Here is a 15,174-nt window from a genome sequence, read left to right as displayed (position 1 = left end):
ACCTCGCGTCCGTCCGATGGTTCGACAACAGAATTCGTAGTGGAGACGTTTCATGCAAGGCTTTATTGTTGACTGGCTGAATCTTGCTTTGCGCTGGCTGCATGTGGTGGTGGCGATTGCGTGGATTGGCGAGTCGTTTTATTTCGTGGCGCTCGACAACAGCCTGAAGCCGCCGAAAGACCCGGCTGCGACCAAGCGCGGCGTGTTTGGCGAGTTGTGGCATGTGCATGGCGGCGGTTTTTACAACATGCAGAAGTACACCGTCGCACCGCCGAACATGCCCGATGACCTGCACTGGTCGAAGTGGCCGTCGTACACCACGTGGATGTCGGGTTTTGGCCTGTTCATGGTGTTGTATCTGTTCTCGCCGAGCACGTATCTCATCGACAAAAACGTGCTCGATATGGGACCCGTGGTGGCGGTTTCATCGGCGCTGGGCTTCTTGCTGGCGGGCTGGATCGTGTATGACTCGCTGTGCCGGTTGCTGGGCAATCGCGATGGCCTGCTCGGAATCTGCGTGGGCGCCTATGTGATCATCGCGGCGTGGCTTGCTTGCCATGTGTTCGCAGGGCGTGCCGCGTATTTGATTACGGGCGCGACGTTGGCGACGATCATGTCGGCGAATGTATTTTTCGTGATCATTCCCGGTCAGCGCAAGATGGTTGAAGCCATGCTCAAGGGCGAGGTGCCCAATGCCATTTATGGCAAGCGTGGCAAGCAGCGTTCGGTGCACAACACGTATTTCACGTTACCGGTGGTGTTCGTGATGTTGTCGAATCACTACGCGATGACTTATACGCATCCTTATAACTGGGCTGTGTTGCTGATCATCATGTTGGCGGGTGCGTTGATTCGACAGTTCTTCGTGATGCGGCATCGTGGGCAGGTGTTGTGGTATTTGCCGGTGATTGGGGTATTGCTGATGTTTGGCGCGTTTGCCTGGACCATGCCGAAGGGTGTGCCAACGGTTGCGCCGGTGGCAGGGGCGCCTGCGATTCGCGTAGCCGATATTGAGCCGATCTTGACGCAGCGGTGCGCGACATGTCATGCCGCTCATCCGACGATGATGGGCGCTGCACCGGCTGGGGTTTTGCTGGATACGCCCGAGTCGATTTCGTTGAATGCGCAACGGCTTTATCAGCAGGCTGTGGTGTTGAAGGCGATGCCGCTGGGGAATGTTACTCAGATGACCGATGGTGAGCGGCAGAAACTTGCCGCGTGGTTTCAGGGTGGGGCTTTGAAGTAGGGCTTGGGGTTTGCTCGCGCCGGTGGACCGGGAGGGTTAGGTCTGCTGGCGCGGTTGGGTGGGAATGAAAAGTTGGGGTGTTAGTCGTTTTGAGGTTAGCGGTCGGGGTCAGTGCCGGGTTGCTAGGTTCCGGAGTTAGCGGTCAGGGGTTAGTGCCGGGTTGGTGCTTTCGGCCGTGGTGGTCTGCGAGAGTCGGATTTTCTCTTTATCACTATTAGCCACTGTGCGTGGCGGCACGTCATTTCTTTGTCCAAAGCGACAAAGAAACGAAGCAAAGAAAGCGCTTTAACCGCTCTACCCTAAGTGTCCACAGCGTGCAGTTTTGATTCATAGGTGCCCCAAAAGCACGGTGCTCGCCAGAACCACCGATGTGTGAACCCCTCCTTCTCGCGAATCCTGACACGAACACGCTTCGCCCCGTACGCTCTCGGGCAAGCACCATTGCTAAGGAACCCGCACGGCCTCACGCGTCTTTGGGGGTGGCTGCTTGGTCGGCTCGCTTTTCTCGCGGGTCACACTTGATCCACCGCAGTTCGACGCGACGCGTACTACTACCTCAGTCTTTGGTGAATTGGCTACGCGGCCTACACCGTTATTTTCGTCGGTTACGGCCTTACGCATTGTTGGGACTTTACTACTTGGTAGGTTGGCGGCGTGGTCCGTCGTGCGTACAAATTGGTGAGTGGTCGTCCGCGGATAGCGCGGGGTGCTCCTTGGGCAGGTTCAATCACTGGTGGCGAAGCGTGTGGGTATCCGTGTTCGGAGAAAGAGGGGTTCACACATCAGTGGCTCTGGCGAGCACCGTGCTTTTGGGGCACCTATGAATCAAAACTGCACGCTGTGGACACTTAGGGTAGAGCGGTTAAAGCGCTTTCTTTGCTTCGTTTCTTTGTCGCTTTGGACAAAGAAATGACGTGCCGCCACGCACAGTGGCTAATAGTGATAAAGAGAATATCCGACTCTCGCAGACCACTAACGCCGAAAGCAGCAACCCGATATTGACTCAGACCGCTAACCCCGGAACCTGGCAATCCAGCACAGCCCCGACCACTAAGCCAGAAGCCAACACCAATCCCGCCCGACCTCACCTCCGAGCGCGAGCGAAAATTCAATCCATTAACCAGACCGATTCATCAAGCTGAACCTCATTGAGATTAGCCCCTTCTCCGCCCCGATCCACAACAATAAAGTCGCTCACTTCGCCAAGTGCGATCAACGGATGATGCCAGACCCCCTTGGCGTAATTCACCCCCTGCCACCCACGCGTAACAAACGCCCGGATAGCGGAAGGATCCAAATCCCCAGCCGGCGCAACAACAACAAGATACGCCTTATCGTTAAGCGGCAAAAACGCCTGACTCCCCAACGGATGCCGCTCGAGCATTGAAACCTCGAACGGCAACACCCGCGGCTGCCCGCGAAACAGATTCACAAGCGGCCGCCCGCCCTCGTCTTCCACATCGATCCGGGCAAGATCGTGGAAACGAATCGTCGTCCCGAGATTAATCGGGATCTGCTTCGCGCCCTCAAGCTCAATGACATCGCCGAACGGCTCAAACGCCGACCGGGTCAACGGTTCAATTGCCAACTTTTTCATCGCAGAGCCTGCTTCGTATTTACATAGATCAAACAAGCGTGCTGAACAACCGCAACCGCGACACTCCGCCGTCCGGATAAATGTTGAACCGCACATGCGTGACAGGACCCAGTGCAGCCAACTCCGACTCGAACACATGCTGCTTGTCCATCTGCAACTTCTGCTCACCCAGCAACACCGGCCAGAACATCGCCTGCGTGACAAGCGAACTGTCCGTTCCACCCTTCACATACGCAGCCTGCAACGAACACCGGTCAGGGTAGTTACCCTTAAAATGCGCCGTATCCACTTCGATCTTCCTGATCACCCCAGGCTGAGCAAGCGCCACGATGCACCAGTCGTTCCCCGGCTCACGTCGACGACGCGTCTCCCAGCCATCGCCCATATTTGCGCCGCGTCCCGGCATCAGCAAGGTCGACGCCGGCCCGAAATGCTGGTTGTTCGCACCAACGACGTACGCGCCATTTTCCATCGCGGCAAGATCGAATAGCTCGGTGCGGCTGGCGCTGCGCCAGTCAAGCTGCGGCTGCCCATACACACGCAACCGCGCGATACCGCCATCCGGGTAAATGTTCACGCGCAGATGCGTGAACGGCTGTTCGCTGGCAATGTCCACGTAATGATGCGTGTTCCCCTGCAACGTCATGGACGGCACCACTTCCGCCCATTGCGTCGCCTGAGTTGGCGCGCCATCAACCACGTGCGCACCTTCGATAGACGCGGCCGGCGGAAAGTTACCGGTGAAGTGGCTAGTATCGATATCAATACCCTTGATCACACCCGGCCGTGCCAGCTTCACCACACACCAGTCAAACCCGCTCACCCGCTTGCGACGCGTTTCCCAGCCGTCCATCCACTTGCCGTTATCGTCGTATTTACCCACGATAAACACCGCCGGCTCCGGATTGAGCATCCGCTCTTTCGGTGCAAAAAATTCGTCGCTGGCCTCAAGCGCCTGGGCGCCCAACCGCGGGTCCGCGAGGTTCACATAACGGCGCGTGAATTCCGGCGCGTTTACATCGAGTATGGGGGCGGCCATGATGTTTCCTTATAAGGTTTTGAAGTGACGCGCTGCGTTCAAGCGTTCGAGCATTCAAACGTTCATCAACCAAGCAAATCGTCGAGCCTGAAGCGCGCTATCCGGTAAATCTGCTGAAGACTTTCACGTAACTCTATGTCGCGGCCGTGATGCAACCGCGCCTCGAAGTTCGCGACAATGCCGTGGCGATCAAATCCGCGCACAGCCAAAATAAAGGGAAATCCAAACTTCTCGCGGTACGCGGCGTTAAGCACCTGCAATCGGTCGAACTCTTCCTGCGTGCACAGATCGAGGCCGGCGCCGCTTTGCTCGCGCGTGGATTCATCCGTGAGTTCGCCCCGCACCGCAGCCTTGCCGGCAAGCTCGGGGTGGGCGTTGATCAAAGCCAGTTGCCGTGCGTTACCCGCCTGGTCGACGATCGTCGTCATGACGTCGTGAAGCTGGTCGATGCTCGTGAACGGCCGCTTCCACAGCGCCGCTTCCGCCACCCACGGCGAGTGTTCGAAGATACCGGAAAGCGTGCTGATAAATGCACCGGCAGGCAGCGCATTGAGTTGGTCCAACGTGATCCGCACGATACTCATGGCTTGGTCACTCCCGCCGTGCCTTCATACGGATGATGCTCGCGCCAGTGCCGCGCAATATCGACCCGCCGTGTCACCCATACACGATCATATTGCTCGATGTGATCCAGGAAACGCTGCAGCGCACGGAAGCGTCCCGGGCGGCCCAGCAACCGGCAATGCATGCCGATGGACAACATTTTCGGCGCGTCGCTGCCTTCTTCGTAGAGCACGTCGAACGCGTCGCGCAAGTAGGTGAAAAACTGCTCCGCCGTGTTGAAACCTTGCGGCGTGGCAAAACGCATGTCGTTGGTGTCGAGCGTGTACGGCACGATCAGTTGCGGCACCTTCGCGCCGCCGCTGACCTCCACGTCCATCCAGAACGGCAGGTCGTCGCCGTAATAATCCGAGTCGTACAGAAAACCGCCATGCTCCGCGACCAGCCGGTGCGTGTTCGGACTGTCGCGCCCTGTGTACCAGCCGAGCGGCCGCACGCCCGTCACGCGTTCAATGGCCTCCATGCCGAGCCGCATGTGCTCCGCTTCCTTCTCCGGCGACATGTCCTGATAGTGAATCCATCTGTACCCATGACACGCGATCTCATGCCCCAATTCGACGAACGCGCGCCCGAGATCCGGGTGACGCTCGATCGCCATGCCCACGCCGAACACGGTAAGCGGCAAGTCCCGTTTTTCGAACTCGCGAAGGATGCGCCAGACGCCGGCACGCGAGCCGTATTCGTAGATGGATTCCATGCTCATGTGACGAGACGGATACGCCGCCGCACCCACGATCTCCGACAGGAACTGTTCCGACGCCGGGTCGCCATGAAGTACGCAATTTTCCCCGCCTTCCTCGTAATTCAGCACGAATTGCACGGCAATGCGTGCGTCCCCGGGCCAATTCGGCTGCACGGGGTACCGGCCGTAGCCGATCAGGTCGCGTGGGTACTTCGATTCATTCGACATGGCTGGATGAGTGCGTGGAAGTCGATGGAGCCGCACACGGTTGAAGAGAAGACCCGCGCGACGATGGGTCAGTTTAGCGAAAACACATCGTCACGCCCATATTCATACGCAGATATTGCGGGTCAGGCGAGATGTATGGTCCAGGCGTTTTATTGGGGTTTGCCTGGGCTATAAGCGGCTAGCGCGCCGTCATATTGCTTCGCCAGCGGGCGGGCATAGTCGCCGCGTTTCGACGTTCGCAGCTTTAGCGCAATCAACGCTTCCGCCCATTTCACCGCGGTCGTCACGCCCTCGATAACCGGCGCGCCAATCGCATCTTCAATCTCGTGGCAAAACTCGGCCATGCCTGCGCAGCCCAGGACGATCGACTCCGCATCGTCTTCCGCCAAGGCCTTTCGACACTCTTCCATGATGATCGAGCGCGCCCTGGACCCGGGGATATCCAGGTCCAGCACCGCTACGTCGGTTGCACGGACGTTCTTGCAGAAACGCTTCATGCCGTAGCGCTCCGCCAGATGCCAGGACATCGTGCAGGTGCGCTTCAAGGTTGTCACCACACTGAAACTCGGCGCTATGACGCTTGCCGCATGCATTGCCGCTTCCGCTATGCCAATGACCGGGCCTCTGGACAACTCTCTGGCCGCATATAACGCGGGGTCGCCGAAGCAGGCTATGACATACCCGTCCATGCCCTCTTTCTCACCCTTTTCAATCTCCTGCAATAAGGCTAGCGATGCAAGCGCTTCGTCGTAGTAACCCTCGATAGAGGGCGGGCCCATTGAAGCGCTTACGGAGATGATTTCCGTTCCTGTTGACGCTACTTCCCGGGCACAACGGTCCATCGCCAACGTCATGCGTTCCGTTGTGTTCGGGTTGATCAGCTTGATGCGCATTTGGTTCTTCCTTTATTTCCTGCAAGCACCATTTTATTCGGATTACATAGTATTTCTACAAACCCTTGCTTGCATTGTTGCTCGCAGTCGTCATCGCATTCCGGGAATCCCCGATGCGATGGCCCGCCTGTCGACGCACTCGTGCTTCTAAGCGAAATTCGACACCGAGTTCTTGTCCGCAATGATCCTGTAGAACAGCGCACCTAATCCCGCGCCTATGAACCACGAGAAGTTGCCAGCGCCTTCAAGGGACGGCAGCATCACGCAGGCCACGGCGATGGCCGCCGCCGGCAGCAACGCACCCACCGCGCGCCAGTTCACGCCGTTGCTATACCAGTAGCGCCCCGTTTCCGACGTCGTGTACAACTCCTCCACCTTGAACTTGCCACGCTTCATCAGGTAGAAATCCACGATCAGCACGCCATACAACGGACCGATGAAACTGCCGAGCACATCGAGCGTGTAGTGGATCACCGCAGGGTTGTTGAAGAGGTTCCACGGGGTGATGAAGATCGATGCCACCGCGGCCATCATCCCGCCCATCCGCCAACTGATCAACCGCGGCGCAACGTTCGAGAAATCAAAAGCCGGTGACACGAAATTCGCCACAATGTTGATACCAATAGTCGCTATCGTGAAAGTCAGTGCGCCCAGGATCACTGCCGTTGGCTGATCGATACGCCCCACCGTTTCAACAGGGTCCGTGATCAACTGGCCAAAGACCGGCAAGGTCGCGGCGGTCGTCACGACCGTCACCAGCGAGAACGCCAGGAAGTTGACCGGCAAGCCCCAGAAGTTGCCGCGCTTCACGCTCTTGAAACTCTGGCAGTAACGCGAGAAGTCGCCGAAATTCAACATCGGACCGGAGAAGTACGAGACCACCAAGGATATAGCCGTGATCATCACGGGCACCACTTCCAGACCGTGGTACTTCACGCCGCCCAGGTTCAGGCCAATGTTGCGCCAGCCCGCACGCCACACCATGTAACCAGCCAAAATGAACATCACCACGTAGACCGCCGGACCCGCGAAGTCGATGAACTTCTTGATCATCTCCATCCCGCGCCAGAACACCACGGCCTGCAACACCCACAACAGCATGAACCCGGCCCAGCCCACTGCCGACAACCCGGCGAAACCGTATTTGTGGACATCGGCATACGGCATCCATTGGGGCATGAATTTCAGCACCACGATCACCAGCGCACTCGATGCCAGGAAGGTCTGGATTCCATACCATGCCACTGCGATCAAGCCACGAATCACAGCGGGAAGGTTCGCCCCCAGCACGCCGAAAGTCACACGGCATGCCACCGGATACGGAACGCCCGCCTGCTGGCTCGGCTTGGCAATGAGGTTGCACAGCAAATTCACAATGCCGATTCCAACAAGTAATGAAACCAGCACCTGCCAGCTCGTCAGCCCCAACGCAAACAAGCTACCCGCGAACACGTAACCACCCACGCTATGCACGTCGGACATCCAGAACGCAAAGATGTTGTACGCACTCCATGTCTGATGTTTGAGCGGCGCAAGGTCATCGTTATAGAGCCGGTCACTGTATCCGGCCGGATGGTCAGGATCCCTACCTGAATCACTGCCGGAATCGTTGCCGTAGGAAGGTATTGCCGCACTACCCGGGGTCGCACTTAACTGAACCATGACTTCTCCTTGAATGAGCTCGGCAATCAAGCCGCAAATAGTCGACTTCGTATAGCTTTCGTATAGCAATACGCACCGTCGCGTGGTCAACGCGCAGCGCTTTCTTGTCGGTATGGGCTAGCCGTCCTGCAGCCACGGGCGAACCCGCGACCAGACGCAATTCATCCACTCGGCACGCGCAATAACGCGCATGCGTCCACGGAAAAGGCATGGTAAAAACCACGCGTTCATTGAATGAACACGGGCTTTTTAAATTCGTTCGGTTTTCAGATATTGGTAGTGTTGGTGGTACTGGTATTGCGTCGCGCCCGGAGAACGGTCGCGCGGTGTTGCTGGAAATCAGGCCTGCAGTCAGGCGCTTTTATCGCGCTCACTTACCTTTGGCTTCGAAAAGACTTCACGTAAATCGACCGCGCCGCGTGCGGGCCGGTCCAGCATCTTCAGTTCGACTTCCTGCAAGTGGCGCGCCATCAGTTCGGCGGCCTTGGGACCGTCGCCCGCATCGAGCGCGGCCAGGATATGTTCATGATCTTCAAAGCTGCACGAGCTTTTGCCAAGCGACTCATACAACGCTGATATCAGCGTGGAGCGCGCCACCAGCCCCGACAAGCATTCGCACAACACGGTGTTGCCGGTGAGCTGCGCAAGCTCCGTGTGGAACTCGCCGGACAGCCGTATCCATGACGAAAAATCGTGGCTCTCATAGGCCTTGCGTTCACGTCCGATCGTTGCGCTGATCGACTTGAGGCGGCGCGTGCCATGCCCGGTACAGATCCGCTCGACGACCGCCATTTCGATGATTCGCCGCATCTCGAACACTTCGTGCACTTCCTGCACCGAAGGGCTAGCGACGAACGCGCCACGGTTCGGTTCGAGGTCGACCAGCCGTTCGCTCGCGAGTTGCGCCAGCGCCAGGCGCACAGTCCCGCGCTTTACGTCAAATACTTCGCATAACTGTGCTTCTGTCAGCTTCGCGCCTGGAGCGAGGCGGTGTTCGAGAATGGCGTCGCGAATATTCGCCGCAATCGATTCCGCCGTCGCGGCCGCGACCGAAGCCGCAGTACCGATCACGCTTACCTTCGACAAATCTTTCAATTTCGATTCGGACATAGTCGTGTTCGCTCTATGTGATACATCTTATGACGGACATAAAAACTGTCAACAATTTAAGATAAAATTCTTCACTATGGACAGAAATTTTCCCAGGCCTGTCGCTCTGAACCTTGCCATACAAGGGTTCTGGCTAATTATCTAAGCGAATACAACCAAATTGGCCGGTGTTTTTGTTGACAATCCAATGCACGTTATTCGTGCGAACACGCTCAAAAGCGGTGCGTTGAATGAAAAAAAACGCCCTTGCGGGCGCTCGTTCGAATTGCGTGAAACCTGCTATGCCAAGTAGGGATAGTCAGAAAGCTTCATTTCAAATCCATGCGACCGCGCCACCAGATGCGCAGTCGCACCGAACGGCAGCGTCAGCAATTCGGGCACGTGCCCAAATTGCAATCCTGTCACAACGGGAATCCGGATCACCGACCTGACTTGTTCGAGCATCGTCTCGAACGTATAGCCGTTGTCGTACTCCGACAGCCTCCCGCCCGTGAATTCGCCCAGCACCAGTGCCTGCTGCCGCGCGAGAATCCCCGACTGGTGCAACTGGTAAATCATGCGTTCAACGCGGTAAGGATGCTCGTTCACATCTTCGATGAACAGAATCCCCCCCTCCACCGGTGGCATGTACCGCGTGCCGATCAACGACGCAATAATCGCCAGATTGCCACCCCACAACATGCCGGTGACATCGACGGACTGGACCTGCGGCGCGTGACTCGTCACCTTGAACGACGAGTGCGTGATCGCATTCCAGAAATGCTCCATCGTGAACGCGCTCGGCTCTTCCGCGCCGAAATCAGCAGCCAGCATCGGGCCGCCAAAGCTCTTCACGCCGGCCAGCGCGTACAGCGCCAACTGGATCGCGGTGAAGTCGCTATGGCCCACAATCGCTATCGGCTGGTCCTGCAAGCGGCGCTGCAGGCCCTCGTAGTCCAGGCCATGAAGAATGCGTGTAGCACCGTAACCGCCGCGCACCGCCAATACGATGTCAGGCAGAGGACGCGCCGAATCGGCAAGCCGGTTCAGGTCCGCGGCACGTTCGCCGTCGGTGCCGCCGAAGCGTTGGTAACGACGATGCGCCGCCGACCCGTTTTCCAGCCGATGCCCTTGCGCGCGCAGGCGTTCCATCGCGCGCCCAACCACTTCAGAGTCAGGGTAACCCGAAGGTGCGACGAGATCGATGGTACGTGCCGGATGGGTCATGAGCGAATGGAAAGTGGATCGATGGAATCGGGTAGTACGGCATTGCGGGCATCGCGCGCCTCACGCGCCGCGCGCCGGCGTTCAGCGAAAAAGCTGCGCAGCGCGTCGGCACATTCGTCGCCGAGCACCCCGCCCGTAACGCTTGTGTGGTGGTTCAGATTGCCGATGGCGAATGCGTCGACAACGCTCCCGCACGCGCCCGTCTTCGGATCGTGCGCGCCGAACACCACGCGCGCAATCCGCGCGTGCATGATCGCGCCGGCGCACATGATGCAAGGTTCGAGCGTGACGTAGAGTTCGCAACCCGGTAACCGGTAGTTTTCAAGCGCCAGGGACCCCGCGCGCAATGCGGCCATTTCGGCGTGCGCCGACGGATCATGAGCGCCGATCGGATGATTGAAGCCGGTCGCAATGACTTCATCGCCACGAACCAGAACGGCACCGACCGGCACTTCGCCCAACGCACGCGCTTGCTCCGCGGCAGCTTGCGCGAGCGCCATGAAACGGCGGTCGCGTTCTGCGGCGGCCGTCGAGGCGAGATCGGTTGCGGGCGTGAGGGTCACTTTTCAGTGGCCTCGGCTTGTGCATTCCTGTCGCTCTCCGAGAGACGCTCGGACAAACGTTCGGCAATGCGCCGCCGGTATTCAAGCGGCACGACAGTGCTGCTGCCGCGCAAGGATTCCAGCGCCATATCGAGCGCCAGCATCTTCGCTTGCAGCTTGCGGCGGGTAGCTGGATCTTCGGTGCTGCCCGCTTCGTGCTGCAAATCGCGAAGCGCGCGCAAATGTTCGACAGCAGGCGGCACGAAACCGGCATTTTTCATAATGCGGTTGGCAACGCGGACTTCCTCGGGGACCAAGGCGTCGTCGTCGAGCTCGAGCGGCTCGCCCGCGCCGGGCAGATTGTCGAATTCGCCGCGCGCGGCAGCGGCCGAAATTCGCTGTTCGACCAGGGCATCTAGCAGTTTCATCGGCGTTTTAGGTGCCGGCGACCGGTCTGTCGAACGTTTGACGAGCAACGTTATCGAGCAGCAGGATCAAGCCGGACTGTCACGTTTTGAGGGTTGCGCTTCGCGGCGTCATTCACGTTCAACGCGCCGCCGGCTGCGTGGGAAGCCGGGTGAGCGATCCCGGCGCAACGCGCTTCGGGGATGCCTACTAGCAAGTTGGCATTCTATCAGGCGGCCCACGCACGGGCGGTTCACGCCCGGCAGAGCACCTTACAAAGCGGGACTAGGCCAGATCGATGGCCTTGCGTCGATAACCTTCCGTAGCAAGCAACAGGCTTCGTGTGTATTCATGCGCCACGTTTTGCTCGCGGACGGCTTCAATGGAAAGCTGCTCCACGATCTCGCCATCGCGCATCACCGCGACCCGCTGGCATAAAAAACCAACCACCGCCATGTTGTGACTGACGAGGATCATCGTGAGATGGCGTTCGCGATGCAGCCGCCGCAGCAGGTTCAGGATTTCGGCCTGCACGGACACGTCGAGCGCGGAAGTCGGCTCGTCGAGCAGCAGCACGCGTGGCTCCACGATCAACGCCCGCGCAATCGCCACGCGCTGGCGCTGCCCGCCCGATAACTGATGCGCATACCGGAACCGGAACGCGGGCCCGAGGCCGACCTCCCGCAAGGCGTCGAGGATGCGGGCATCGTGGCGGTCCATGCCGTTGATGGTGAGCGGCTCCCGCAGCGTCTGGTCCACGGTGAAGCGCGGATACAGCGATCCGTACGGGTCCTGGAACACCATCTGCACTTCACGCCTGAACGCGCGGTCGATGTGTTTGCCGAGCGTATGGCGACCAATCCGCATCGACCCGTTGGCGATCGGTACGAGCCCCGTCAAGGCGCGAAGCACGGTGGATTTGCCGGAACCCGATTCCCCGACAAGCCCGAACACCTCCCCTTCGCCGACATGAAACGTCGCCGAGCGAACTGCATCGGCGAAACCGGTTTTCGTTTTGAAGCGTACCTGTACCTCGTTTGCTTCGATCATGGCGCGACCTCGGCGAACCATGCGGGATCGCGTTGCAGCACCGGCAGTTCGTCCGGCGGATTGCGCAGCGGTGGACTCGCGGCCAGCAAACCGCGCGTGTACGGATGCTGCGCGTGCGCAAGATCGCGTGCCGCGCACGTCTCGACCACCCGTCCGCCGACCATCACCAGCACGCGGTCGCAAAACGACATCACCAGCGGCAGGTCGTGACTGATGAAAATCAGCCCGGTGTTGTGCTTGGCGATCATCTCGTCGAGCACCGATAACACCTGCATGGAGACGAGTACATCGAGCGCGCTGGTCGGTTCGTCGGCGATCAGCAACCGGGGGCCCGACGACACCATCATGGCAATCATCACGCGCTGGCCCATGCCGCCCGACAACTCGTGCGGGTAAGCGTCGGCGACTCGCTGCGGATCGCGAATGTGCACGGCCTCCAGCGCGGCGACAATCCGCTCGCGCATGGCTTTCGTATTCAGCTTCGGCGACTGCCGCCCGAACGCCTCGCGCATCTGCTGCGCGACCGTCATCACCGGGTTCAGCGAATACTTCGGGTCCTGCAGGATCATGCTCATCTGCGTGCCGCAAAGACGTCGCCGCTCCTTCGGGCGCATGGCGAGCAGGTCGTGGTTATCGAGGCGCATGGCGTCGGCTGACCAGTGCGCCGATGCGGGCAGCAGCCCGAGCAATGCGCGTCCGGTCAGCGATTTCCCTGACCCCGACTCGCCGACGATACCCAGCCGCTCTCCCCTCGCAAGCGTCAGGGAAATGCCGCGCACCGCTTCGGTCAGCGTGCCGTCGTGGGCCTCGAACGCGATGCGCAGGTTATCGATCTCACAGAGGGTATCGGCTGGCATGTCAGCTTCCTTGACGAGGGTCGAAGACATCGCGAAGACCATCGCCGAGCAGGTTGAACGCAAGACTCACGAGCAGGATGGCGATGCCAGGGATGGTTGCGACCCACCACGCGTCGAGCAGCACGCCGCGCCCCGACGCCACCATGAAACCCCACTCCGGACTCGGTGGCTGCGCACCGAGTCCGAGAAAACCGAGTCCGGCGACCGTCAGGATAATGCCGGCCATGTCGAGCGTCGCGCGTACGATCACCGACGACGAACACAGCGGCACGATATAACGCAGCAAAATCCGCATGGACGACGCCCCTTGCAAGCGCGCCACGTGGATGAAATCGGCCTGCACTAGGCGCAGTGTTTCGGCGCGCGCGAGCCGCGCATACGGCGGCCACGCGGTGATCGAGATCGCGATCACTGCATTGATCACGCCCGGCCCAAGCGCCGCCGCGAATGCAAGCGCAAGCACGATCTTCGGGAACGCGAGTGCGATATCGGTCAGGCGCATCAGGACGGTATCGACGAAACCGCCGCAGAAACCCGCCGTTGTTCCAATCAGCAAACCCACCGGCACGACCAGCACCACAACCAGGATGGCGATGCTCAACGTCAGGCGCGAGCCGATCACGAGCCGCGCCAGGATGTCGCGGCCAAGTTGATCCGTACCGAGCCAGTGCGACGGAGAACCGGGCGGCAAAAGGCGGTCGCTGAGCACTTGCTGCAACGGATCATGCAGCGGCAATAACGGCCCGATTGCGGCGAACACAATCATCAGTGTCAGGATCACCAGCCCGAACACGCTTAGAGGATTGCTCGCGAAACGCCGCCAGCGACGGTACGCCAAGCCCAACGCAGCCTGCCTGCGCGACGCGGGCGTATCCGTGAGAAGCCACGCACGCCACACTTGGCGCACTAGCTTCATCGTGTGAGTGGAATTGTCGGTGGATGGAAGCACGTCATGAACCTTTGGCTGTCATCGGGCGCGCGGATCGAACACGCGATACAGCGCGTCCGTCAGCAGGTTGAGCGTGATGAACGTGGCACCGATCACGAGCGTGCTGCCCAGCACTGCGTTCATGTCAGCGTTGAGCAATGCGCCGGTGAGATACGAGCCTATGCCCGGCCATGCGAATACGATCTCCGTCAACACCGAGCCTTCCAGCAGATAGCTATAAGCAAGTGCAATCACTGTCAGGAGCGGCACGGCGATGTTGCCGAATGCGTGACGCCAGATCACGCGGCGTTCGCTCAAACCCATCGCTCGCGCAGTCACGATGTATTCCTGACTCAACTGCTCAAGCATGAATGAGCGCGTCATGCGGCTCAAGTAGGCGATGGAATAGAACGCGAGAATGGCCGCGGGCAGCGCAATGTGAGAGAGCGCATTCCTGAACACGTCCCACTCGCCCGCCAGGATGGAATCGACCAGCAGACTGCCCGTCCGGGTATCGACCAGACCGTCGTATAGCGGGTCTATGCGCCCCGGTCCGGATACCCAGTGTAATTTGGCATAGAACAGCAGCAAGCCCATCAGCGCGAGCCAGAACACCGGCAGCGAGCTGCCCGCCAAACCGATGAAACGCGCGACGTGATCGGTCCAGCGGTTATGTCGCACAGCGGCCGCCACGCCAAGCGGCACGCCGATCACGATGCCCATGAACGTCGACAGCGTGGCCAGTTCAAGCGTGGCCGGGAAGACGCGCTTGATGTCGTCTATCACCGGGTTCGACGTCAGCAGCGACATGCCCAGGTCGCCGTGCAGAACATCGCGAACGTAGATCAGGAATTGGACGATCAACGGCTTGTCGAGCCCCAGCGCCACGCGCGCCGCTGCATACGCTTGAGCCGATGCGCGCTCGCCTAGCATCGCAAGCAACGGATCGATAGGAATCTTTCGTCCGATGAAAAACGTCACCCCGAGCAGCCCGATGAAGGTCACGGCGAGCATCAGCAGCCAGCGCACGAACAGCCATGTCCGGCGCACGCCCGCGTGGCGGGTGAGCACCAGTTGCAGGCGCTGGAACGCGGTGAGTTGTGCAGCC

15 protein-coding genes are annotated in these 15,174 nt (G+C 59.5%); 1 reads left to right on the top strand and 14 read right to left on the bottom strand.

Annotated features, from left to right (window positions below; translation table 11 throughout):
- Positions 1 to 52 precede the first annotated feature (52 nt).
- Positions 53 to 1,246 carry a urate hydroxylase PuuD gene (locus tag ACSQ8V_RS07315; protein WP_436205324.1) on the top strand — a complete coding sequence of 398 codons (1,194 nt, stop codon included), beginning with the start codon at positions 53 to 55 and terminating at the stop codon, positions 1,244 to 1,246.
- Between the two features lie 1,108 nt (positions 1,247 to 2,354).
- Here ACSQ8V_RS07315 and ACSQ8V_RS07310 read toward each other — a convergent pair.
- From ACSQ8V_RS07310 to ACSQ8V_RS07245, 14 genes are all read right to left on the bottom strand, one after another.
- Positions 2,355 to 2,843 (bottom strand): ureidoglycolate lyase, encoded by a 489-nt coding sequence (locus ACSQ8V_RS07310; RefSeq protein WP_436205323.1) that lies wholly within the window; start codon positions 2,841 to 2,843, stop codon positions 2,355 to 2,357.
- A gap of 28 nt (positions 2,844 to 2,871) precedes the next feature.
- Positions 2,872 to 3,882 (bottom strand): allantoicase, encoded by a 1,011-nt coding sequence (gene alc / locus ACSQ8V_RS07305; protein ID WP_436205322.1) that lies wholly within the window; start codon positions 3,880 to 3,882, stop codon positions 2,872 to 2,874.
- 65 nt (positions 3,883 to 3,947) lie between these two features.
- Entirely contained in the window at positions 3,948 to 4,466 is a 519-nt protein-coding gene (gene uraD / locus ACSQ8V_RS07300) for a 2-oxo-4-hydroxy-4-carboxy-5-ureidoimidazoline decarboxylase (protein WP_436205321.1), read from the bottom strand.
- Positions 4,463 to 5,413, bottom strand: coding sequence for an allantoinase PuuE (puuE, locus tag ACSQ8V_RS07295; protein WP_436205320.1), 951 nt, complete (start codon positions 5,411 to 5,413; stop codon positions 4,463 to 4,465). Before puuE ends, uraD begins: the two co-directional genes overlap by 4 nt.
- 149 nt (positions 5,414 to 5,562) lie before the next feature.
- Complete coding sequence (locus tag ACSQ8V_RS07290) at positions 5,563 to 6,306, bottom strand: aspartate/glutamate racemase family protein (RefSeq protein ID WP_436205319.1); 744 nt, start codon at positions 6,304 to 6,306, stop codon at positions 5,563 to 5,565.
- 147 nt (positions 6,307 to 6,453) lie between these two features.
- Positions 6,454 to 7,968, bottom strand: coding sequence for an NCS1 family nucleobase:cation symporter-1 (locus tag ACSQ8V_RS07285; protein ID WP_213764082.1), 1,515 nt, complete (start codon positions 7,966 to 7,968; stop codon positions 6,454 to 6,456).
- A gap of 351 nt (positions 7,969 to 8,319) precedes the next feature.
- Positions 8,320 to 9,078, bottom strand: coding sequence for a GntR family transcriptional regulator (locus tag ACSQ8V_RS07280; RefSeq protein ID WP_213764083.1), 759 nt, complete (start codon positions 9,076 to 9,078; stop codon positions 8,320 to 8,322).
- A 279-nt stretch (positions 9,079 to 9,357) separates the two neighbouring features.
- Positions 9,358 to 10,284, bottom strand: a complete 927-nt coding sequence (ldcA, locus tag ACSQ8V_RS07275) for a muramoyltetrapeptide carboxypeptidase (RefSeq protein WP_436205318.1) — start codon at positions 10,282 to 10,284, stop codon at positions 9,358 to 9,360.
- A complete protein-coding gene (gene tadA, locus ACSQ8V_RS07270) occupies positions 10,281 to 10,847 on the bottom strand; it encodes a tRNA adenosine(34) deaminase TadA (protein ID WP_346730484.1) in 567 nt (188 codons plus the stop codon). Before tadA ends, ldcA begins: the two co-directional genes overlap by 4 nt.
- Complete coding sequence (locus tag ACSQ8V_RS07265; protein WP_213764085.1) at positions 10,844 to 11,254, bottom strand: DnaJ family domain-containing protein; 411 nt, start codon at positions 11,252 to 11,254, stop codon at positions 10,844 to 10,846. The genes tadA and ACSQ8V_RS07265 overlap by 4 nt, the downstream gene beginning before the upstream one ends.
- Positions 11,255 to 11,516: 262 nt before the next feature.
- Positions 11,517 to 12,281 carry an ABC transporter ATP-binding protein gene (locus ACSQ8V_RS07260; protein ID WP_436181316.1) on the bottom strand — a complete coding sequence of 255 codons (765 nt, stop codon included), beginning with the start codon at positions 12,279 to 12,281 and terminating at the stop codon, positions 11,517 to 11,519.
- Positions 12,278 to 13,138, bottom strand: coding sequence for an ABC transporter ATP-binding protein (locus ACSQ8V_RS07255; protein ID WP_436205317.1), 861 nt, complete (start codon positions 13,136 to 13,138; stop codon positions 12,278 to 12,280). Before ACSQ8V_RS07255 ends, ACSQ8V_RS07260 begins: the two co-directional genes overlap by 4 nt.
- A 1-nt stretch (position 13,139) precedes the next feature.
- A complete protein-coding gene (locus ACSQ8V_RS07250) occupies positions 13,140 to 14,054 on the bottom strand; it encodes an ABC transporter permease (RefSeq protein WP_436206610.1) in 915 nt (304 codons plus the stop codon).
- Positions 14,055 to 14,105: 51 nt separating this feature from the next.
- Positions 14,106 to 15,146 (bottom strand): ABC transporter permease, encoded by a 1,041-nt coding sequence (locus ACSQ8V_RS07245; protein ID WP_436206609.1) that lies wholly within the window; start codon positions 15,144 to 15,146, stop codon positions 14,106 to 14,108.
- Positions 15,147 to 15,174: the final 28 nt, after the last annotated feature.

It is taken from the genome of Caballeronia sp. LjRoot31 (assembly GCF_964253885.1).
Taxonomy (GTDB): Bacteria; Pseudomonadota; Gammaproteobacteria; order Burkholderiales; family Burkholderiaceae; genus Caballeronia.
Note: the sequence above shows the minus strand (reverse complement) of the source record. Positions and strands in the feature narration are given on the sequence as shown.

Excerpts from the sequence above, each read along its gene's own strand:
- ACSQ8V_RS07315 (WP_436205324.1), top strand. The coding sequence starts at position 53 with ATGCAAGGCTTTATTGTTGACTGGCTGAATCTTGCTTTGCGCTGGCTG.
- ACSQ8V_RS07310 (WP_436205323.1), bottom strand. The coding sequence starts at position 2,843 with ATGAAAAAGTTGGCAATTGAACCGTTGACCCGGTCGGCGTTTGAGCCG.
- alc (WP_436205322.1), bottom strand. The coding sequence starts at position 3,882 with ATGGCCGCCCCCATACTCGATGTAAACGCGCCGGAATTCACGCGCCGT.
- uraD (WP_436205321.1), bottom strand. The coding sequence starts at position 4,466 with ATGAGTATCGTGCGGATCACGTTGGACCAACTCAATGCGCTGCCTGCC.
- puuE (WP_436205320.1), bottom strand. The coding sequence starts at position 5,413 with ATGTCGAATGAATCGAAGTACCCACGCGACCTGATCGGCTACGGCCGG.
- ACSQ8V_RS07290 (WP_436205319.1), bottom strand. The coding sequence starts at position 6,306 with ATGCGCATCAAGCTGATCAACCCGAACACAACGGAACGCATGACGTTG.
- ACSQ8V_RS07285 (WP_213764082.1), bottom strand. The coding sequence starts at position 7,968 with ATGGTTCAGTTAAGTGCGACCCCGGGTAGTGCGGCAATACCTTCCTAC.
- ACSQ8V_RS07280 (WP_213764083.1), bottom strand. The coding sequence starts at position 9,078 with ATGTCCGAATCGAAATTGAAAGATTTGTCGAAGGTAAGCGTGATCGGT.
- ldcA (WP_436205318.1), bottom strand. The coding sequence starts at position 10,284 with ATGACCCATCCGGCACGTACCATCGATCTCGTCGCACCTTCGGGTTAC.
- ACSQ8V_RS07265 (WP_213764085.1), bottom strand. The coding sequence starts at position 11,254 with ATGAAACTGCTAGATGCCCTGGTCGAACAGCGAATTTCGGCCGCTGCC.
- ACSQ8V_RS07260 (WP_436181316.1), bottom strand. The coding sequence starts at position 12,281 with ATGATCGAAGCAAACGAGGTACAGGTACGCTTCAAAACGAAAACCGGT.
- ACSQ8V_RS07255 (WP_436205317.1), bottom strand. The coding sequence starts at position 13,138 with ATGCCAGCCGATACCCTCTGTGAGATCGATAACCTGCGCATCGCGTTC.
- ACSQ8V_RS07250 (WP_436206610.1), bottom strand. The coding sequence starts at position 14,054 with ATGAAGCTAGTGCGCCAAGTGTGGCGTGCGTGGCTTCTCACGGATACG.